Consider the following 20,910-nt stretch of genomic DNA (forward strand, 5'->3'; position numbering starts at 1 on the left):
TGCTCTTTATCTAAAAAAACAGAAGGAAATGTTACGCATTTCCCCCTGTATCATCCTGATTTTCTTCTACCGGCGCCGGATAAAGCTCCCTTAGCTTCGCCATGACTGCTCCATAAAGGTTTTCACTTTCGATGCGGATGTCCGGAGCAGTGCCGTATTCCGCATTGCTGGCACCGTCTAAATTCAAATGGTGATCCGCACTCATCCGAATGATCATACCGCTGTTTGGCAGCTTGATCAAAAGCGGTTCAAGACTGCTGCCGCCGCCGCTGTAATCACCGACCAGCGTCGCAAAGCCGCTCTGCTTACAAAACATCGCAAAGCGTTCGGCACTGTCAGCGGTCGATCCATCGATCATCACATAGAAATCACCCTTGAATATCGCCTTCTTGGCGGCAGGCGCAATCGTTTTGCTTGACTTGACATAATCGGTCATGCCTTCCAGATCTTTTAACTGCAGCGCCGGAAGGGCCGCCAGCTTTCTGATTTCCAACAACTGATATTCTGTGCTCATATACTCTTTGGCCAATCCGCCCTTTACTAATGCAAGTGTTTCATAAGACGTTTTTTCACTGATATTAGGCGCTACGATATTTTCGATCCAGTATTGCTCGATTCCCGATGTAACACCTCTTAGATCGATCACACATACCGGATAGCTTTTGATCTCCTTAAAGAATTTCTTTAAGGTCTTTCCATCTTCCTTCATGGAGTTTTGATCCATATCGCTCATTTTGATATAAGCGATGCGATCCTTTTCGATAACGGAGGTGATCAAATTCTTTTCCGCGTCTTCATCGGAAAGCTTGGTATCCTCAAAGTCATAATAGCTCTTTGACTTGCCGTTATTGATGACATCATAAAGATAGTTCAAAGAATTTGTCATAGAAGCGCTGTCCTTCAGTTTTTCATACAGCCGTTTATAGCTGACCGCATTCAGTTTTTCCATTTTTCCAATGCCTTCAAATTCATTCAGAAACAGACTGACATAAGAATCAAACTGCTGTGTCGTCGTATCCTCGGTGATCTTATTGCGATAATGATCTTTTACCGCCAGAAAATTCTTACCGGTCATACGCTGTGCCACATTCATCATCGCATAGTTTTCCTGTATCGTCGTCCACAGATAATCATAATCCTCCAGCATCTGTTCATAAGTCAAAGGACCGTTGTCATCACATGCGGTGCACATGAGCGTTAAGCATGCCATCATGATCCATTTTACGATTTTTTTCATAACTGCCTCCTGTCTGTTTCCATATGCGCAAGCTGTTCCCTGATCCATTCATCCTCCGGATCATATGCCTTCGCTTTCAGCAGCGCCGCATAGGCTTTTTGCGTTTTCTTTTCTTCTAAGTAGTTCCATGCCAGATTCGCATACAGCCAACCGTTTTCATAGTGCTCGGATATGAGGGCGGAAAACAATGCGATTGCTTCTTCATGCCGCTTCAGCATGCCATAGTTCCAAGCGATCTGGGAACGGATCCAAGCATCGTTTTCACTCATCGCCAAGGCCTTCTCATAGTGCGCAAGTGATCGTTCATATGCCTTTAACTGCGTATAATTCCATGCGACCTCTAACTCAAACCAGACATCATTTCGCCCAAGCTTTTCCGCCTGCTTCAAGCAGCGAAGCGCCTGTTCATGTTCCCGCAGCCTGCCATAATTCCAAGCCAGCTGCGAATGCCACTCAATGCCTCTTTCACTTTCCTTGCACTTCCATAAAAAGATGACCGCCTGCTCATGATCGCCCATCTTGCCATAAAGGTGGGCAATCTGCTCCCATAGCGCATCGTTTGCCTGGTCTTGCTCCGCTATTTTCATCAAACAGTCGATCGCCTGCTCATATTCCTGAATCTGATCATATAAAAGCGCCATCTCATGATAGATATCCACTGTATGACGCTCCTTGCGCAGCGCCTGCTGATAATAGGAAAGCGCCTGACGAAAGCAAGCATCCGCCTGCTCTTTTTCATTGCTTTGCAGATAAACATAGCCTAATTCACTTTGTAACGCCGTATCATCCTTTCCCGCTTCATGAGCGCGCAAAAGATATGCCAGTGCTTGTTGAGGATCGTTTATTCTTCGCAAGCAAACACCCAGATGAAACAAAACCTCCGCGTCATTTGTCTTTTCAAGACAGCTTAAGACCTCGATCGCCGCCTGATAGTCCGCCTGCTGCTCATAGAGCGATGCCAACAACAGCCTGCTTTCGATCTGTTTTGGCTCTTGTTCGATCACTTGTCTAAGCAAGATCGAAGCTTCCTCATATTCCTGCTGCGCAAGCATACATTTGGCGCATTGTTCTTTGACCCAGATATTGTTTTGATCTTCCAACAAAGCATTTTGATAAGCTTCGATCGCTTTTTTATACGCACCCTGCACATGATAGGCATAGCCGATCTCCGCGTGTACCCATGCCACATCCTCTCCATATTCCAAGGCCTTCCGCAGATAGAAAAGGCTGTTTTGCACATCATCTAAATGATTGTAGGCAAAACCGATCTGACCATAGATCCAGCCATCCTTTTCATCCTGACGCAGCGCTTTGCGCAAATACGCCAGCGCCTCCTCATAACGGCGCAGCTGATTCAATACCCAACCCATGTTGGCATTGATAAAATTATCCTCATAGGCGTGGATGGCATGCTCTTGCAAATGCTGATACGCCGCCAAATACTGCTCTTTTTCAACGAGCTGATCAAACTTCGCTTTATAATCCATGACATCCTCACCTCTTTTCTTTTCTTATTATACATGAAAAACAGCGCTAAGAAAATGTGAAAGCACGGCTTCGCTAAGAAAAAACTGTTCCCGGGAACAGTTTACATAGAAAGCATGATGCTTGCGACATAGCTTGCTAATATCAGCACTGCGGCGATCTGCACGGCCGCTTTGCTTTTTCGTGCAGCGAGCACAACGATCATGATGATGCTGGAAAGCAGACCAAAAAGCAACAGATTGCCAACCTGTGATGCAAACAAAGTCGCACCGTCTAAAATATAAATGCTGGCTTTTTGATAAAGCAGATCCGCAAAGCATAAGATCGTAAAGTTAAACAGATTGCTGCAGACGACATTGCCGATAGAGGCATTGAAGTTGTTGAGACGCACCAATGAAGCAGAAGCGCTTAGCTCCGGCAGCGAGGTCGCTACCCCTAAAAAGATCGCACCGGCTACCGTCGTGCCTAATTGCAATGCATCGGCAATTTGATCGGTTACCTGCGTCAAAGCGATGCTGACTGCTACTAAAGCAAGGGAAAATAAGACAAAGCGGACCATGATCTGACGAATCGACAGATCCAGATCGCTCTCCTCTTCCTGTTCCACACTGTCATCGTTTTTCATGAGGCGGATGCCGATCACATATAAAACGATGATGACCGGCGTCATCAGATTGACCTGCGTAAAGCCAAGGGAAACGCTAAAAGGGGAAACGATCGCCAAGGCACAGCATACATACATCGCCAGTCCAAAGTACAGCGTGTTATAGTGTGACTGCGCGATCCTGCTTTGCCGATAACGCTTGTTAAAGCTTAAAACCAATACCGCCGGGATACACAGATTGAATATATTGCTGCCAAGTACGTTCCCCTGCACAAGCTGCGGCTCATCTAATGACAAAACCGCAGTCAATGAGGTAAACAACTCCGGTAATGAAGTAACCGCCGCAAGCAGCACACCGCCCAAAAAGGCACCGGACAGATTCGTCTTTTTATCTAATGCATCTACGTAAGCGGATAATTTAGTGGAACACAAAACGACGAGAACTGCCAATATCACATAAATCAGATAGATCATACCTGCCATTCCTTTCTTTTAACGACAGCGTTTATTGTACCATATTCAAAATGAAAAAACTATCGTTTCTGCCGCTGATATAAAAGTGCACTGCGGTAGCTTTTGCGACGGCGCTTTTTACGGCGATAACGATGCAAACACCAAATAAGCATATAAACGATCATTGCGATCACAAGCAGCCGCACCAGCGAATCACTCATCCACCACCAGATCGAGAATAGGATATATAAGAACGGATGCGCGTCGATATCCTGATGCGCGTTTAATGCTATCTCTCCTAAATACAGATCCTCATAAGTAAAAGCAACCTTGGCGAGCGTATCTCCTTTTTGATAAGGCGCCTGCAAAGAAGCAAGCGGTTCTACGCTTTTTTTGATCTGTTTTGTCGTGATCGGCTGTGGAACGTATAGCGCGATCTTTTCCGATGCATAGAAAGTACCGGCACTGCGATCCAAACTGTCTTTGATCGAAAGATCCGCGATCAGATCGCCTTTTTGATAAAGCACTTTATTTTCATAGTGCTCCTTAAAATAAGTTAACGCCGTATAAGCATCTGTAAAATGATCGTGGGTATAGTAATCCCCTTCGGCTTGCATACCGACATAAAGCAAATGCACATCATCATCCCAAGTTGAGGTAGCCAGACATTTCCCGGCTTCTGTGGTAAATCCGGTCTTGCTGCCTTCAAAAAAATCTTCAGGGATCCCTAATGCCTCTAATTCCGAAAGACGGGTGGAAGAAAGCTCGACGCCATAAGGATGCACCTCATTGCCCGCGGTCACAAATACATCCGTTCCATAAGCTTCTAAAAAGCGTTCATCCTGTAATGCCGCTTCCAACAGAAGCAGCATATCACCGGCGCTTGTATAGTGATCATCATCATGCAAGCCGCTCGTATTGACAAAATGGGTATGCGTCATTCCCAACTGTTCTGCCTGACGATTCATCTCCGCCACAAATTCCTCCACACTGCCCTTGGTCGCGATCGCCAATGCCTGACATGCCTCGGCTCCGCTTGGAAGCATCGCCCCGTAAATCAAATCCTTAAAACGTACCGTTTCACCGACCGCAAAGCCAGCCATGCTCGCGTTTTCTTCATAAAGGCCGCGAAACATCACTTCATCCAATACGATCTCACGGTTGTCATCCTCTTCCAGCTGAAGCGCCGCATATACGGTCATCATCTTGGTGAGCGACGCCGGATAGCGCTTTTCATCCTTGTTTTTTTCATAGAGGATCCGCCCATTGCTCGCATCATAAACGATCGCACTGGAACTGTATAGCGAAAGCTGTGGCTGCGGCAAAGCGTTTTTGCGTTCCTTGCCGAAGGTGCTTGGCGTTACGCTTCCTACAAACACGATGCACAAAAGCAGCACGATTGCCTGTTTCATCCAACTGCTGTTTCGTTTCATTTACTTCACCATCTTTTCAAATGCGTCCTTCGCCGCCATCTGCTCAGCCCGTTTCTTTGACTGCCCGCTTCCTTTTCCTAAGATGATATCATCTAGCAAAACGATCACATCAAAGGTCGGCTGGTTGCTTGGACCGCTCATCTTCACCAGTTCATAATGCACATTTTTTCTTGTATCCGACTGCACATACTCCTGTAAACGCGTCTTATAGTCGATCACTAATTCACTTTTCGGCGATGTGATCATCGGCGTCAGCACCTCTTCTAAAATAATATCCACTGCCGCCATGCCCTGATCCAAATACAAAGCGCCCAAAAAGGCCTCAAACATATCCGCCAGTATCGAATCACGATTGCGCCCGCCGGTTTTTTCCTCACCGATGCCAAGCCGCAAAAACCGTCCCAGCTTCAGCTTTCGGCTATATTCCGCCAACGCCTCTTCACAGACCAGCTGTGCTCTTAACGTCGTCATCTTTCCTTCACTTAATTCCGGTTCCAGCTTAAACAGCTTTTCGCTTGACCATACCTGCAAGACCGCATCGCCCATAAACTCCAGACGCTCATTGTCATGCGTCTGCTTTTTATGCTCATTCACATAGGAAGAATGGGTAAACGCCTCCATCATGCGCTTGCGGTCATGACAGGCGATCTTTTTCTTTTTCAGCCAATCAAATATCGTTTCCATCATCATTTCCTCATTTCTTATCAGTCAAAACACTGTGCCTCCCGCAGATGTGTATCCAAATAACGTTTCAATGCGGGATATGCCCCCGTTTCCATTTGTTTCAAGACGATACCGGCATCTTTGCGGGCCACTTCCAAAATATTAGAATCCGCAATGATATCCCCTAAAATAAAGCCCGGTACTCCGCTTTGCCGCGTTCCTAAAATATCGCCCGGACCACGCAGCGCCAGATCCCTGCGGGCGATCTCAAAGCCATTGCACGTTTCCTCCAAGATCTGTAAGCGTGCTTGGGCATCGACGTCCTTACTGTCACTGAGCAGCCAGCAGTACCCCTGCCGATCTCCTCTGCCCACCCGTCCGCGCAGCTGATGAATCTGTGACAGGCCAAAACGATTCGCATCGTAAATGACCATCAGGTTCGCATTTTTCACATCCACGCCGACTTCGATCACCGTCGTCGAAACCAGAATTTGATAATCCCCCTGCTGAAAGGCCTGCATGACCTCATCTTTCTGCGCACTGCTCATCTTCCCATGCAGCAAGCCAATTTGATAAACTCTGCCGATGCTCTCCTTTAATGCCTCATATAGATCGCTGGCATTGCGCATCGCATAATCCTCATTTTTTTCAATTGCCGGACAGACGATATAGCATTGATCCCCTTGATCCAAATGCGCCAGCACTTCCTCTAAGATCGAACGCATCGAGTTTTCCTTTACCACTTTCGTAATGATCGCTTTACGTCCTTGCGGCAGCACCTCGATCGTCGATACATCCATATCGCCGAATAACGACATCGCCAGCGTTCTTGGGATCGGCGTTGCGCTCATCAGCAGAAAATCGACCTTGTCTCCCTTCTGCAACAGTTTTTTTCGCTGTTCTACGCCAAAGCGATGCTGTTCATCGGCAATGACCAATCCCAGATCATAAAAATAGACATCTTCCTGAAACAAGGCATGCGTGCCTACGATAATATCGATTTCGTGATGCACCAGCCGTTCCAAGATCCGCTGTTTTTCCTTCCCCTTCAAGGCGGAATACAGCACCTCTACCTCTACCTCATAGTCCTGAAACAGTCGCTTTAGATTCTCTGCATGCTGCTTGGCTAAGATCTCGGTAGGCGCCATGAACGCCGCCTGCTTATGTGCAAGCACACAGGCATACATCGCAAAGGCCGCCACCATCGTCTTGCCGCTGCCGACATCGCCCTGTACCATTCGATACATCGAAGCACTGCTTTGCAGATCGTCTAAAATATCCTGGATGCATGTCTTCTGATCCTTTGTCAATGCAAACGGCAAAGCCCGCGTCAGTTCCCATACTTCATCCTGTTCAAACTGCTTGCGCGGCTTATCCCCATGCGCATGATTGTTTTTGCGAAGCCCCTGCATCACCAGCTGAAATAAAAAGAATTCTTCATATTTCAAATGGCGAAACGCCTGCTTCAGCATCGCCGAAGAAGTCGGTGCATGCACTTCATGCAGCGCCTGATCCCGACTGATCAAGCGATAGTGTGCGATCAATTCATCCGGGATGCGATTTTCCTGATGCGGCAGCACCTGAAAAGCCTTTTTGACATAGCGTGCCAGATCATTCTGCGTAATGCCCTCTTTTAACGCATACACCGGTTTGATCCCTTCCTGCTCATGCAGCGGCTGAAAGTTATAAGAGGCGGCGGTAATCCGGTTGCCACCCTCATATTTCCCCATCAGCGTAATCGTTTTCCCAACCTGAAAAGCGCTGATCCAAGGCCGGTTGAACAAAGAAACTTCAAACAGTTTATTTTGGCAGACGATCTGAAAACGGGTTACGCTGCGCTTTGGCGCATAGCGCACGACCCGTGCCCGATTGACGATCACACCTTCCAGCGTTACTTTCCCATCCTTTTCCCAACTGCTGAGCGGTGTTTCCTCCACCACTTCATAGCGAAACGGATAATGGGTCAAAAGCGCCTCGACAGAATCGATCCCCATTGTGACAAGCGCCTGTCTTTTTTTCTCTGAAATCGCAAGCTTCTTTAGTTCCATGCCCGTATTATACCATGTTTCCTAAAAGATTTGAAACGAAAAAGATCGCCGTTTGACGATCTATTCTTTTCCATCACTATGCAAAAAACTCTCTGCGCTGGTTAATATGCTTGCCATATCCTGCAAGTTGGAAGGCACTACCAGCTTCGTTGCCTTGCCATCGGCAATCTGGGCATAGGTTTCCAATCCCTTTAATGTCAGATAGGCGCTGGATGGATCAGCCTCTTTGATCATCTGGATCCCTTTTGCCTGTGCTTCATAGCGCTTTAAGGTCGCCTCTGCTTCACCCTGCGCTTCTGCGATCATCGCTTCTTTTTTCGCTGTCGCCCGCAGCACCATCGCTTCCTTTTCACCCTCAGCGGTCAAGATCGCACTGCGTTTGTCTCCTTCCGCACGCAAGATCGCTTCACGGCGTTCCCGTTCGGCACGCATCTGTTTTTCCATCGCTTCCTGAATATCGCGCGGCGGAATGATGTTTTTTACTTCCACACGACCGACCTTGATGCCCCAAGGATCTGTCGCTTCATCCAAGATCGCCCGCATCTTCGTATTGATGATATCACGACTGGTAAGCGTTTGGTCTAATTCCAGCTCCCCGATCAGATTACGCAGCGTCGTTGCCGTTAAGTTTTCGATCGCGGTGATCGGTCCGACTACCCCATACGTATAAAGCTTTGGATCAGTGATCTGAAAATAGACGACCGTATCGATCTGCATCGTGACATTATCCTTCGTAATGACCGGCTGCGGCGCAAAATCCTTTACGATTTCTTTCAGCGTTACTTTATTGGCAACCCGATCAATAAAAGGAATCAAGACATGCGGACCGGTAGACCAAGTCGTATGATAAGCACCCAAGCGCTCGATCACATAAGATTCCGCCTGCGGCACGATTCGCACGATATAAATGAGAATCGCCGCCAGCACCACAAACAATACGATTACCAAAAAAATGGTTTTCATTCCCGAGAATGTGTCAAACATCATCATTTCCTCCTTTTACTGTTTGCGCACCAAAAGCTTAGCGCCTTCGATCGCAATGATCTTGACTTCTTCATTCACCTCTGCCTGCTTTCCATCAATTTCAACAGCGCTCCATTTCGCCCCGTTCACTTTGACCACTCCCCATCGCTCCTTGGTGATCGCTTCAATCACGACCGCATTCTCACCGATCAGCCGATCGGCATTGGTCCTTACGATATTGCCGCGCAGATAGCGGGTAGACATCGGCCGTATGACCAGCATGGAAGCCAGCGATACGATAAAAAACAAGACGATCTGCACCCAGAGATCCATATGCAGAAATGCCAATACAAAAGCGGCCAGCGAGCCTGCCGCAAACCAGATACAGATCAAGGCTGTCGGCGTCATCAGTTCTAATAGAATGAACAAAATACACGCGATTACCCAAAAAATACTCATATTCATGCTTTCACCCCTTCACATAATTCTTTCAGATCAAAGACCAGCAGCGTTTCCTCTTCTCGAAACTGTGCAGACACCTTTTCGCCGTTCACTTCTCTGCCGATCATTGCTGCGATCTGCTTCATGATCGTTTTATTGGAGATACGGGCATAGCCATTGCCGATCGAAATACGATGCAGCTGATTTTGATCTACTAAATGCAGGTCGATCTCACGTTTGCTGATCGGACGAATTGCCACTTGCTTTTGGTCATGATCTACTCCCAGCATGACCCATCGCACATCCTGGAAATAAGAAGCGGCGCTGCTGTTCAGCGTAAGATTGCCGGGATATAGCGTAATGGTCGAAGTAGAAACCGTATTATGGATCCATTCAAACACTGTGATCCTCCTCTCTTATCTTCATTATATTACTTTTCTTATTTTTCTGCAATAACTTATCCTTCATATGCACTATGCCATGCACTTTCTTTCGCGGCTTTGCCGTTTATCAAAAGAATAAGGAAAGACCTGCGCCTTTCCTTCTTTCATTCTCATTCCTGCTTATATCGCTTCCACATATAACAGCCTGCCAAGGCGCTGATCAGCAGCAATCCCAGCCATAAACCTGAAACTGTCGTATCTCCGGTATCGATGCCATCTATTTGGCTGTTATCCGGTGTTGGATTCGGGGTGTTTGGCTCACTTGGCTCGATCACGATCGTATCATCGGGATCATCCGGCTGCTCGCTCGGCTTTTCCCCGCTTTCTGTATCGATTCGCTTAAATGAAACATGAATGATATGATCCGCATCGACCGCTTTGAACAGACAAGTATAGGTCGATTGTCCGATCGCCTCTGTGACTGCGTTTTCATCGATCGTCAGCGCTTCGATCACGTAGCCTTTTTTTGCCGTTATCACAAACTGCTGATCTTTTCCTTCCGCGACCTGTACGCTGCCGGAAGGATCGATCGATCCATTTACGCCTGCCTCTGCCTGGATCCGGTACATGTTCGGATTCTTCGCAGATACGATGATCTCCGCTTGCAGATCCTCATAGTTCGCCGACTTGATCGTCAAACGAATCGTACCGATCACACCTTCTTGATCACTGTCATGCGCATTGATCTCGATCTTCAAATACTGCTCATTCAATAAGAAAGAAATACCGTCGTCTGCAAGATAACCTTCCTGAAGCGATATCTGATCTAATTCATACGTGCAGGCGCCGAGCGTCAAGATCGTGCCATCTTCCGCTGCTGATGGCTTTGGCAATAGTGTGGATAATGGAAAATAATACGTTTGTGCTTTTTGATTATAGATCTGCAAAGCACCGGAGCTGGCTTCCATGCCTGCCGTTTGTGGATCGGCTTTGGTAATGGTGATCGATCCTTTTCCCGTATCCGGATCCAGTCGATACTACTTGGCGTCGTTTCCCTGCAAGGCATAATGAATCTGTACTTCTTTTTTTGCGGCATCGGCGTTTGCATCCTCGATCATGCCGGCCGCCGTTACCGTCACATCATCCCCTTTTATGATCATGGACTGCTGCAATGCAGCTTTGACAGCCACTTCCTTTTTACCGTTATAGGCGCGGTCTTTGATTTCTACACTGCTTGGGTCCACGCTGATCGGCTTCGGCGTTACCATGACCGTTACCGTACCGCTGGCAGAAGCATAGCTGTTATCGGGATCACCGCTTATTTCATGCTCCGGCACCGTTACGATCAAATGCGCTTCCCCGACACCGACAAATTCAAACCGGTTCCCATCATCCGACAACTTCACAACGCTCTCATCATCAGATGTCCATACCAGACCGCTTGTGATCGGAAGGATCGTATCCGTATTGTTTTGCTGCACCTTCACACTGACCTGCAGATCGGCGATCGCTTTAGTATTGCCATAAACATCTTGTATCTGATCCTCATTTATGATTACCGTTGCCGGTTGATACTTCACGACATGAATTTCGGTTTTACCGCTTTTTACGCTCTCAAAGTTCGGATCATTTTGCACATAGCTCCAATACAGCGTCGTATTCTCACCGACTTTCTTGTTTGCCAAGGAAGTATCACTTGCCTGTATACTGTGCGTTTCATCCAGATACCATGTCAGCGTACCGTTTTTTAAGGCGGTCTGATCGACCGGAAGCATACTGGAAACCTTTGCTTCCGGCAGTTTTTCTAATAACCGGTCTTCTCCTTGCTTGATCGACCATTTCTCCGGCAGGGTAAGCGTAAATTTTGCCGGGGCGATCGAGAACGTATGCACATACTCGCTTGGTGCGATCAGATTGCCATTGTTTGCAGCAGATGCCGTTAGTTTTGCCGTTTGATCGCCGGCATTGATATTGTTTTGATAGGAAAGCACATAATCTTTGTCTGTCCCCTCATAAAAGGATTGCCGATATCCCCATAACGTCATAGCAACGCTGATCTGCGGCTTTTTCTCAGTGCCATCGTAAATAAGATGATCCATACCGCTTACTTGTACCAAAGCATCTTCTAAAGGAAGCTGTACGGCAGCCGGCTGCGTTCCACTTAATGAACCTGTACCGGCAGTATCCTGCAAGCCGCCTAATAACCGCAACAAAGAGGCATCCACATAGTCGTTTCCATCACTGCCTGTGATGATCCCATTGCCCAGTGTGATCATTCCATTATTGGTCAAGACATTGCCCGCTGCCATGGTCAAAGAGGCAGAACGATCATTGCGATCATTCATGACGATGCGCAAAGTCGCACCTTCCGCAACCGTCAGCGGATAGTCGATGATCGGATCTCCCCATACTTGAATATTAGCGACGGAATCATTTAGCACAACGGTTCCATCTGCTGTTACATACGCTGAATTCTCATTTCCTTCATAACTGATGAAAATACCATCCCAATTAGCGGCATCGCGATTGGCGCCGATTCCCTTTGGCGCAATGATGACCGCATTGCCGTTTGTTCCGGTTGAAAAGGCGCCGTGGTAATTCTCACTGTCCCCGCCGGTAATACGGGCACCGCCGCCGATGCTGACGGGGTTCCCGTTAGCATAAACGACACCGCCGCTCACTTCGACCATACCCGTATAAGCACAGTTTTGTCCAGCCCCAATACCAGCGCCATTGCTTCCGCCGACAGCGCTTACCTGTCCACCGCGAATCGTAATATTGCCGCTGACATCGGAAATGCCGGCATAGTATCCGCCGCCGATCCCGGCTCCGCCCTGTGAACCGCTTGCACTGACATGACCGCTTTCAATGATGATGTCGCCGAAATTCACATTGCCGATCCCATAGCCGCCGCCAATGCCCGCAGCGCCCCTGCCAAGCGTTGTACTTCCCGCAGCTGCTATCAAAGCGCCATCTCCCTTGATCGTCAGACGCGCACCTTCTTCTACCCAGATTGCAGGATGATTATTCGCTCCATACAGTTCATTGTCGCCTTCCAAAATCAGAGTAACCTCAGCACCGCTTCGCACATTCATCGCTGATGAAGTACCACCGGCATCAATGCTCACATCACGAAGGGTAATCGTATGATTGCCGCTCGCGACATTGACATGATGTCCGCCAAAATAACCTGATGTTTGCCCGGTAATGACATGACTTCCGGCATTATTCGCATTTAACTCGACATCGTCATGACCGATGTCATAGTCCGCCGCATGTGCTTTTTCAACAAACGTCGGCAATGTCAGAAAACACGCAAGCAGAATCGTCGCAATCCGATAAATTCTCTTCATAAAACTTCCTACTCTCCTTTCTCTCATATTGCTGCACCTTGCTTTGAAAAGACATGCGCCTAGAGGATGCACATGTTCTTTTCGCTATACTATATTCACAAGCAGTCCTAAATTCGCACTTGCATGAAAGAAAGCATCACAAGATGCAGTATGACTTCTTTCTGTTTTATTATACCCCCCCCCCCCGTATCAAAAATGCAAGCATAAAAAAAGAGATGTTGTCTCCAACATCTCCGTTCTATTCTTGTTTTTCTTAATGTACGCGGATAAATACCGGACCGGTTCCGACAAACGCAGAAGCAACTACCGTATTATTGCCCTGCCAGCCGCCGTGAACAGCACGCCCACCGCCGATATAAACGGCTACATGCGGTACTCCGACACCTGCATCAGCGTAATAGATCACATCTCCCGGTTGCGCCTCAGAAGCGGAAACGATCGTTCCCAGCGACATATAGCCTGCCGGCCAGCCATGATAATAAATTCCGGCTGCTGCCAACGCATTGCTTACCAACCAAGTACAATCCTGTTTACGGCCGACCTGCGCCAATGCCGCATTCGCAATATTGCCGTCCGCGGCAATATTTACCGCTTCATAGTTATAATTGGTCGTCGCTTTTTTCTGTTCTGTGATCTTTGTCGCTACTCCATAACTGTCAAAGCTATAGCCTTCAAATTCACGATCACCGTACATCATGCCTTTTTCATTGAAATAATACTTATTGCCGTCGATATCCTGCCAGCCGGTCAAATAAACACCGGTTTCCGTATAGTAGTATTTCTCGCCTTGATACCAGTGCCAGCCGACAATGATCGTACCATTCTCTTGGAACGTATAAGTCGTACCGTCAATATCCACTTCACCGACAGCCATAGAACCGTCTTCTTTGAAATAGTATTTGCTGCCGTCCAATTCCTGCCAGCCCAGCAGTGCGACTCCTTCTTCATTGAAGTAATATTTCTGACCGTCAATTTCCTGCCAGCCAGTCTGCGCATAGCCATAATTGTTGTAATACATCGTATGGTCTTCCTGCCATCCTTGCAGCAATCTTCCGTCTTTTTGGAAATTGTATGTCTCTCCATCAACTTCCTGTTCGCCGGTTACCATCTTACCGGATTTTTTGAAATAATAGCGGCCTTCGTCCAGTTCCAGCCATCCGGTTACCGGATTTCCTTTTTTATTCAGATAATATGTAGCGTCATCTAATTTCAACCAACCGATGACTTTCTCGTTATCTTTGATGTAGTAGCGTTCTTCTTTCGTACCGTGCCATCCTTCTTCCGAGCTGGAATTCGCATAGATCACACTTCCGATACATGCACACACAAGAATACTAACTAACGTGATTAACCATTTATTCGCATGTCTGACTAAGTTCATAAATGCACCTCGTTTCGTTTTTTTGTTTGTGTCATCCCCACATACAACCCTAAGTTTACACATCCCTTTTTTCTTTGTCAAGTTATCACACATTTTAACATATTTGACGAAACCACTGATGAAAGCAAAACTTTTTCTTTCATTTTCCATGTTCTTTTTTGTAAAAAAGCAAAAATTATCTATTATGCCACCCCTATTTTACCCCATAAACAAAGGGTTTGGGAGACTTTTCACAGCATGGTGTCAAGCCGGCACGCAAGATGAAAAGATTTTTCATCGCTCTTTTTCTCCCTTTGTTAGTATCCTAAATAATGGCATTTTTATACTTAAAAAGTACAAATATAAAACTATTTTGTGCAAACGCTATTTCTCTTTATTTTACTTGTATTCCTTAAAAAGCACGAATCGATCATGATCCTGCCCGATCGATGTATCATTTATCTGATATGTGCTTAGTTCCATCAGCCTTGCCCACTCTATTGCTTTTTTCACAACCTCTGCTTTACTTGGCACGCTTCGGTGATCCTAAAAAGACAAAGGTATGTGCGTCGGATCGCTGCGCATCATAGCGAAAGCCCAATCGATCGAACTGTTTGACCTCCTCCAGATCCTCGATCTGTCGTTCTGCCAAAAAGCGTACCATTTCCCCGCGCGCCATCTTGACATAAACCCCTTTTTCTTTTACCTGACCGCTGATCAGCTCACCAAACACACAGGTTACCAGTCGATCCTGTTCGCTTAAAAACGGCTGGATACAGCGGCTGTACTCTTTGGAAGCAAGATTCAAAATAACGCCCTCGTCACATACTTCCCGATACAGATCTTCTTGCCAAAAATCATAGAGATTTCGGCAATCGCCCACCTTTAGCTTTGCCTGCATTTCCAAACGGTACGGCACGATCGCATCAAACGGCTTCAATATACCGTAGAAACCGGACAAGATCCGCAAATGCTTTTGTACATATGTATAGTAGTCTGCTTCAAATACCTGCGGTGCCATATACTGATACTGAATGCCGACATATGCCAGTAAAGCAGGCGTATCAGCCTTTCCCAGATCCATTTTCTGATAGCGTTCATAGCTTTCCCATGCCAAAGCATCACTGCATGCCAGCACTTCCTTTAACTGCTCATAAGACAGCGACCGCAATCGCTCTAACAATATTTTACTTTTCTGTAAATAAACCGGTTCACTTTCTGCCGCAAGATAAGCAATGTCATCACGCATCTTCTTCGCCGGGGAAATGATGATTTTCATAAGCCGTTCTCCTATTCATTTTTTTATAGTTTATCATACTGCCGCATCAAAAAGAAAGCATGCTGCTAATAAAGTCAGTAAATAAAAAAGGCCAAATAAACGTACTTTTTCCTATGCAGCGTGAAATATGATACAGCACTTTTTATGACTTGTCCTATGGATTTTACTAAAACGCCATTCTTATTGCGATCTCACAAAAAAGAAGTCCGATTTCTCAGACTTCCTTTCGCTGCTTTATTCTACGGCAATGATCCAGCTGTAAACCGGCTGCTTGCCAAACTGCACTTCCACTTCGATATCGCCCTTTTCCTCCACATAGGCACGCAATACCTCTGCTTCTTCCTCATCTGCTCCTTCGCCGGCGATCAGCGTTACGATCTCGGTTTCCTCATCTACCATCTGATCCAGCAGTTTTTTGGTTACTTCCAGTCGATCAGGCATACAGACAACGATATCCTTTTCCAGCATGCCCATGAAATCGCCTTCCTTGATTTCCAACCCTTCAAAGGTCGTATCCTTGATCGCATACGTTACCTGACCGGTCTTGACCATCGCAAGTGCGTCATTCATCTCCGCAATGTTCATATCCGCATCCACATCTGGATTGAAATTCATGCAGGCAGTTAAGCCCTGTGGGATGCTCTTACTTGGAATGACCGTAACTTTGCTGTCCTCATATACATCAGCCGCCTGCTGCGCCGCCAGTACGATATTTGAATTGTTCGGCAGAACAAAGATATGCTCGGCATGCAGCTGCTTCATCGCTTCCACAAAGTCCTCGGTCGACGGATTCATCGTCTGTCCGCCGCTGATCACATGATCAACGCGCAGCTCCTCAAACATCGCTTTCAGTCCATCTCCCGCCGCTACGGCAATCAAAGCATATTTCTGCTTCGGCTTGCTTTCCTGATTCATTTCATTTGTCAAAATATTTTCATGCTGTTCCTGCATATTTTCAATTTTCAATTTGATAAATTCGCCATAACGCTGTCCTAAATTCAGCGCATCGCCCGGCTTCAGCGTGTGCACATGCACCTTTACCAAATCTTCATCCTGTACGCAGACGATCGAATTGCCAAGTCTTGCCAAACCTTTTTTCAGAGCATCTTCCTGAAAATGTTTTTGCGCATGCGGGGTCAAGCGAATGATGAACTCCGTGCAATATCCAAATTCATCGCTTTCTAAATCAGCAGCGGCTTTGCTTTGCGTCGTTTCACTTTCCGCCAACGCAACGATCTCGCCGTCCATTGCCATCAAAAAGCCTTCCAGCACCGTAACCAGACCGGCACCGCCGCTATCCACAACGCCCACTTCCGCCAATACCGGAAGCAGCTCCGGCGTACGCTTCAAGGATTCCTTGGCCTCCACCAGCATTTTTTCCATCACAGCACGGCAGTCCACCTGCTCTTGCTTGCTCGCAAAATCCATCGTATAGTCTGCCGCTTCTCTTACGACCGTTAAGATCGTTCCCTCTACCGGCCGCATGACCGCTTTATAAGCAACTCTTGAACCGTTGAAGAACGCATTTGCCAACTGCAATCCGTTGATCTCTTTCATGCCTTCTACGGCCTGCGAGAAGCCTCTGAAGATCTGCGACAAAATAACTCCTGAATTTCCACGCGCCCCCATCAAAAGACCGCGTGACAAAACTTTCGCAATGTCGCACACATCGCTGTGCTCTACTTTTTTCACTTCTTTTACGCCGTTGCTGAAGGTCATTGACATATTGGTGCCAGTATCTCCATCCGGAACCGGGAAAACGTTCAGCGCATCAATTTCCCCTTTTTTATTTGCCAGCAGATGGGCACCGTTCAACAGCATCTGCGTAAACAGCTTACCGCTTATCTGTTCCATTTATATTCCCTCTATTTGATCACTTTAACGCCCTGAACATAGACATTGATCACGTTAAAGTCCAGTTCCAAAGAACGCTCCAGCGCATATTTTACCCGTTTCTGAACTTCGCTGACCACTTCAGAAATCTTAACGCCGTGTGATACGATAATATAAAGATCCAATTCCAAATGATCCTCGTTTTGACGAACGACGACCCCTTTTGAATAATTTTCCATTTTTAACAGTTCCGCTAAACCGTCTTTGAATATTTTTTGTGAAGCCATACCGACTACGCCGTAGCATTCAGACACGACTCCGCCGGCAAGGCTGGCGATTGCTTCGATTGCGATATTGATATTGCCATACTGTGTATTTTTTGTAATAGCCATCATAAGCCCTCCTTACATCTCACTGATATCTGCATTATTATATCAAACTTCCTATGAAAATACCACTTCTATTTATGTATTCCTGCGTACAGCCGCTTTTATTCATTTTCTGTTTCACTTTGCTCCCCGCTTTTTTCTTCTTCGCTTCCATCCTGTGCGCCGTCCTCATCTCCCTGTGCCGTTTCGCTTGGACAAGCGCGTTTGGCAATGGCCTTTGTTTCTTCATCGATCCACAGACAGACATGATTTCCCTCCAAAGGCTTTAATACATCCTTATAATGGGTAAGCAAAGCGATGCCCTGATACGATACAAACACACTGTTGCCATCCTGCATGATCAACTTTACCATGTGTGCATCATAGCTTTCCGCATGGGGCATGATCTCCGAAATCATCTGAATATAGCTTTCATCCTTTAATTTCTTAAACGCCGCCGCCAGATTAGCAAGCTCCGTTTTTGAAAAATCATGAATATAAGGAAGATCGGCGCGATTCCCCAGCATGCCTTTCTCTAATTGCAGGGTATCGCCGTTTACATCCAGCACTTGCAAAGTCTGCTTGTTTTCACCCAGATAGCCGATCAGTGTCTTTTCTTTCACTTCGATCGTAATACCGCCATTCGCATTTTTATTTATCTTTGCAGATGCAATCAAATCTTCTTTTTCCAAAAGATGTCGGATCCAAAAAGAAGGATGCAACAAGAACCGAGAATCATAATCCAGCCCGGCAATTTCCAAGATCTGCTCATCGCTGTAATAGCGATTGCCGACGACCCGCAAAGACTTTACCTTAGAATAATCACTGAGAAAGTAAAATATCCCCACGGCAAGTATCACCAGTACTGCCAGATTGCGAATTCTGCGAAATTTACGGCGCCGCTTTCTTTTTTTCTGTTTTAACTGCTCGAACTGTTCTTCTACTTCGTCGTGCAGCAGTTCCTGTATTCCCGCTTTCATAAATTAAACCGTTCCACTTCCAAAATCAATTCCAGCCCATAGGCTTTTTTTACTTCTCGCTGCACCAGTTCGATCAAAGCGATGACATCTTCTGCCCGCGCATGATCGACATTGATAATGAAATTCGCATGCTTTTCTGAAATGCACGCACCGCCGATCTGCTTGCCTCTTAATCCCAGTTCTTCGATGAGCTTCCATGCGAATTGATCTTGCGGATTACGGAAAATACTGCCGGCACATGGATAATTTAAGGGCTGAGAAGCGATGCGCCGCTGCCGTCTTGCATCCATCAAGGCTCTGATTTCATCCTGATCGCCCTTTGTAAGCTGCAAGCGCGCACCTAAAATGATCCAATCGGGTTGTTTTTGAAAGATCGAGTGACGATAGGAAAAGCCAAGCTCCTCTGCCGGCTTCCATTCACACGCTCCATCTTCGCCGCACATGACATATACTTCCCTGACGTTTGCCGCCATATCGCTTTTATACGCACCGGCATTCATAAAGATCGCACCGCCGAGCGTTCCCGGAATGCCCGAAGCAAATTCCAAGCCGCTGAAACCGTGCTTCATCGCTTCCTGTGCCAATAGGATAATGCTGGTTCCCGCCTGTACGACGCAAGTCCCGTCCTCCTCAAACGAAAACTCGTTGAAATAGCGATCCAAAGCAATGATGATGCCATCATAGTCCTGATCGCCTGCCAAGATGTTGCTGCCCTTGCCAAACAGCTTATAAGGCACCCGCTCCTCTTTGGCTAATGCAATGATCCGCGATAAGCATAATTCATTTTTCGGATAGACATAGTATTTTGCTTTCCCGCCGATCCGAAAAGTCGTATGTTTGCAAAGCGGCTCGCCGCATTCCACATCTCCATACTGCATCAATCTATTTTTCAATTCCATTTCCATCACCTTTTCAGTTGTTCTATCCATCTCAGCATATCGTCCGCCGCATTGGGCTTGCCCATCTTTTTGGCGCACGCCGCCACATCCGCAAGCCTGAGCGGATCATCTAACAGCTCATGCATTTTGGCATTGAGCGTATCCGCACACAGATCTTTTTCTTCGATCATCAAAGCGGCGCCCTGCTCACAAAGCTGCATCGCATTGAAATACTGATGATTGTGTGCGACATAAGGGCTGGGAATCAAAATGCTCGCAATTCCTTTGGCGCTTAATTCCGCAATGGTCGTCGCACCTGCACGGCACACCAAAAGATCGATATGATCCAGGATCGAAAGCGTCCTGACATAGTCTACTACATGAATATCCGGATTGTCAAAGCAATCCTTCATTTCCTCATAATTGTTCCTGCCGCTTACATAAAGCACCTGTATGCCTTCCGGTATGGCGACCAGCGCATCTTTCATCACCTCGTTCACACTGGTAGAACCAAGCGAACCCATTACGATAAGCACCGTGCGTTTGGCAGGCGAAAGCCCAAGTGAAAGAAAATAGGCTTCATCAAAAGGCGTCTGTGCTGCCAAGGTCGCACGGGGATTACCTAAAAGACGCACGTTGCCGTGAAAGACCTCATTGCATTTTTCGTAGCAGGTTACGATTGCATCCACTTTCCCCATGACCAAACGATTCGCCGCACCGACGATGGAATTCTGCTCATGGATCATCGTCGAAATGCCCAGCGAACTGGCAGCGAGCATGACCGGGGCGCTGACATAGCCGCCAAAACCGATCACGACATCCGGCTGAAACTGTTTTATGATCTTTTTCGCCTGTCCTTTGGCAATCAGCATCTGCATAAACGCTTTCCCTTTGTGCCACAAAGAACCGCTGAAACCGCTCGTATGCAAAGCAGAAAAAGCGTAGCCGTGCGCCGGGATCTCTTTTGCTTCCATGCGGTCATCATTGCCGATGAATAAGATTTCCGCATCTTTCCAGCGCTGCATTGCGCAATCAGCCAAAGCGAGTGCCGGATAAATATGTCCGCCGGTCCCGCCGGTTACGATCAGTAGTTTCATAGGGTCACCTCTTGTTTTTTTATTATAGCACATGCGCCTGCATTGGCATAGA

The 20,910-nt window shown here is 46.9% G+C and carries 18 protein-coding genes; all 18 read right to left on the reverse strand.

Going from position 1 to position 20,910, the window contains the following annotated elements; genetic code table 11:
• Positions 1-31: 31 nt before the first annotated feature.
• Complete coding sequence (locus C1712_RS04505; RefSeq protein ID WP_180963074.1) at positions 32-1,237, reverse strand: S41 family peptidase; 1,206 nt, start codon at positions 1,235-1,237, stop codon at positions 32-34.
• Entirely contained in the window at positions 1,234-2,724 is a 1,491-nt protein-coding gene (locus tag C1712_RS04510; protein ID WP_102267198.1) for a tetratricopeptide repeat protein, read from the reverse strand. The genes C1712_RS04505 and C1712_RS04510 overlap by 4 nt, the downstream gene beginning before the upstream one ends.
• 101 nt (positions 2,725-2,825) lie before the next feature.
• A complete protein-coding gene (locus tag C1712_RS04515; RefSeq protein ID WP_245858060.1) occupies positions 2,826-3,809 on the reverse strand; it encodes a sodium:calcium antiporter in 984 nt (327 codons plus the stop codon).
• A 50-nt stretch (positions 3,810-3,859) separates the two neighbouring features.
• Positions 3,860-5,212: a D-alanyl-D-alanine carboxypeptidase family protein gene (locus C1712_RS04520; protein ID WP_102267201.1), complete on the reverse strand. Its 1,353-nt coding sequence runs from the start codon at positions 5,210-5,212 to the stop codon at positions 3,860-3,862.
• Positions 5,213-5,896, reverse strand: coding sequence for a ribonuclease III (gene rnc, locus C1712_RS04525; RefSeq protein WP_102267203.1), 684 nt, complete (start codon positions 5,894-5,896; stop codon positions 5,213-5,215).
• A gap of 20 nt (positions 5,897-5,916) precedes the next feature.
• Positions 5,917-7,923, reverse strand: a complete 2,007-nt coding sequence (recG, locus tag C1712_RS04530) for an ATP-dependent DNA helicase RecG (RefSeq protein ID WP_102267205.1) — start codon at positions 7,921-7,923, stop codon at positions 5,917-5,919.
• Between the two features lie 60 nt (positions 7,924-7,983).
• Positions 7,984-8,886, reverse strand: a complete 903-nt coding sequence (locus tag C1712_RS04535; RefSeq protein ID WP_102269748.1) for an SPFH domain-containing protein — start codon at positions 8,884-8,886, stop codon at positions 7,984-7,986.
• Positions 8,887-8,922: 36 nt separating this feature from the next.
• Complete coding sequence (locus C1712_RS04540; protein WP_245858061.1) at positions 8,923-9,351, reverse strand: NfeD family protein; 429 nt, start codon at positions 9,349-9,351, stop codon at positions 8,923-8,925.
• Positions 9,348-9,728, reverse strand: a complete 381-nt coding sequence (locus tag C1712_RS04545; protein WP_102267207.1) for a hypothetical protein — start codon at positions 9,726-9,728, stop codon at positions 9,348-9,350. Before C1712_RS04545 ends, C1712_RS04540 begins: the two co-directional genes overlap by 4 nt.
• A 152-nt stretch (positions 9,729-9,880) precedes the next feature.
• The gene (locus tag C1712_RS04550; protein ID WP_102267209.1) at positions 9,881-10,678 is read right to left on the reverse strand and encodes a hypothetical protein; all 798 of its coding nucleotides are present in this window, start codon (positions 10,676-10,678) and stop codon (positions 9,881-9,883) included.
• 69 nt (positions 10,679-10,747) lie between these two features.
• Positions 10,748-13,063: an autotransporter outer membrane beta-barrel domain-containing protein gene (locus C1712_RS04555; protein ID WP_102267211.1), complete on the reverse strand. Its 2,316-nt coding sequence runs from the start codon at positions 13,061-13,063 to the stop codon at positions 10,748-10,750.
• A gap of 253 nt (positions 13,064-13,316) precedes the next feature.
• Positions 13,317-14,444 (reverse strand): NlpC/P60 family protein, encoded by a 1,128-nt coding sequence (locus tag C1712_RS04560; protein WP_178200213.1) that lies wholly within the window; start codon positions 14,442-14,444, stop codon positions 13,317-13,319.
• A gap of 502 nt (positions 14,445-14,946) precedes the next feature.
• Positions 14,947-15,702, reverse strand: a complete 756-nt coding sequence (gene yaaA / locus C1712_RS04565) for a peroxide stress protein YaaA (protein WP_102267214.1) — start codon at positions 15,700-15,702, stop codon at positions 14,947-14,949.
• A 234-nt stretch (positions 15,703-15,936) separates the two neighbouring features.
• Positions 15,937-17,556, reverse strand: coding sequence for a DAK2 domain-containing protein (locus tag C1712_RS04570; protein WP_102267216.1), 1,620 nt, complete (start codon positions 17,554-17,556; stop codon positions 15,937-15,939).
• Positions 17,557-17,567: 11 nt separating this feature from the next.
• On the reverse strand, positions 17,568-17,927 hold the full coding sequence (locus tag C1712_RS04575; RefSeq protein ID WP_102267218.1) for an Asp23/Gls24 family envelope stress response protein: 360 nt from the start codon (positions 17,925-17,927) through the stop codon (positions 17,568-17,570).
• A gap of 98 nt (positions 17,928-18,025) precedes the next feature.
• Positions 18,026-18,883: a cell division protein FtsQ/DivIB gene (locus C1712_RS04580; RefSeq protein ID WP_102267220.1), complete on the reverse strand. Its 858-nt coding sequence runs from the start codon at positions 18,881-18,883 to the stop codon at positions 18,026-18,028.
• Entirely contained in the window at positions 18,880-19,812 is a 933-nt protein-coding gene (gene murB, locus C1712_RS04585) for a UDP-N-acetylmuramate dehydrogenase (RefSeq protein WP_425435992.1), read from the reverse strand. Before murB ends, C1712_RS04580 begins: the two co-directional genes overlap by 4 nt.
• The gene (gene murG, locus C1712_RS04590; protein WP_102267224.1) at positions 19,788-20,858 is read right to left on the reverse strand and encodes an undecaprenyldiphospho-muramoylpentapeptide beta-N-acetylglucosaminyltransferase; all 1,071 of its coding nucleotides are present in this window, start codon (positions 20,856-20,858) and stop codon (positions 19,788-19,790) included. Before murG ends, murB begins: the two co-directional genes overlap by 25 nt.
• Between the last annotated feature and the right edge of the window lie 52 nt (positions 20,859-20,910).

Origin of the sequence: Massilicoli timonensis, assembly GCF_900199515.1 — a bacterium.
In the GTDB taxonomy this organism is placed as follows: domain Bacteria; phylum Bacillota_I; class Bacilli_A; order Erysipelotrichales; family Erysipelotrichaceae; genus Massilicoli; species Massilicoli timonensis.

Coding starts and splice junctions, on each gene's coding strand:
- C1712_RS04505 (WP_180963074.1), bottom strand. CDS start 1,237: ATGAAAAAAATCGTAAAATGGATCATGATGGCATGCTTAACGCTCATG.
- C1712_RS04510 (WP_102267198.1), bottom strand. CDS start 2,724: ATGGATTATAAAGCGAAGTTTGATCAGCTCGTTGAAAAAGAGCAGTAT.
- C1712_RS04515 (WP_245858060.1), bottom strand. CDS start 3,809: ATGGCAGGTATGATCTATCTGATTTATGTGATATTGGCAGTTCTCGTC.
- C1712_RS04520 (WP_102267201.1), bottom strand. CDS start 5,212: ATGAAACGAAACAGCAGTTGGATGAAACAGGCAATCGTGCTGCTTTTG.
- rnc (WP_102267203.1), bottom strand. CDS start 5,896: ATGGAAACGATATTTGATTGGCTGAAAAAGAAAAAGATCGCCTGTCAT.
- recG (WP_102267205.1), bottom strand. CDS start 7,923: ATGGAACTAAAGAAGCTTGCGATTTCAGAGAAAAAAAGACAGGCGCTT.
- C1712_RS04535 (WP_102269748.1), bottom strand. CDS start 8,886: ATGAAAACCATTTTTTTGGTAATCGTATTGTTTGTGGTGCTGGCGGCG.
- C1712_RS04540 (WP_245858061.1), bottom strand. CDS start 9,351: ATGAATATGAGTATTTTTTGGGTAATCGCGTGTATTTTGTTCATTCTA.
- C1712_RS04550 (WP_102267209.1), bottom strand. CDS start 10,678: ATGGAAGCCAGCTCCGGTGCTTTGCAGATCTATAATCAAAAAGCACAA.
- C1712_RS04555 (WP_102267211.1), bottom strand. CDS start 13,063: ATGAAGAGAATTTATCGGATTGCGACGATTCTGCTTGCGTGTTTTCTG.
- C1712_RS04560 (WP_178200213.1), bottom strand. CDS start 14,444: ATGAACTTAGTCAGACATGCGAATAAATGGTTAATCACGTTAGTTAGT.
- yaaA (WP_102267214.1), bottom strand. CDS start 15,702: ATGAAAATCATCATTTCCCCGGCGAAGAAGATGCGTGATGACATTGCT.
- C1712_RS04570 (WP_102267216.1), bottom strand. CDS start 17,556: ATGGAACAGATAAGCGGTAAGCTGTTTACGCAGATGCTGTTGAACGGT.
- C1712_RS04575 (WP_102267218.1), bottom strand. CDS start 17,927: ATGGCTATTACAAAAAATACACAGTATGGCAATATCAATATCGCAATC.
- C1712_RS04580 (WP_102267220.1), bottom strand. CDS start 18,883: ATGAAAGCGGGAATACAGGAACTGCTGCACGACGAAGTAGAAGAACAG.
- murB (WP_425435992.1), bottom strand. CDS start 19,812: ATGGATAGAACAACTGAAAAGGTGATGGAAATGGAATTGAAAAATAGA.
- murG (WP_102267224.1), bottom strand. CDS start 20,858: ATGAAACTACTGATCGTAACCGGCGGGACCGGCGGACATATTTATCCG.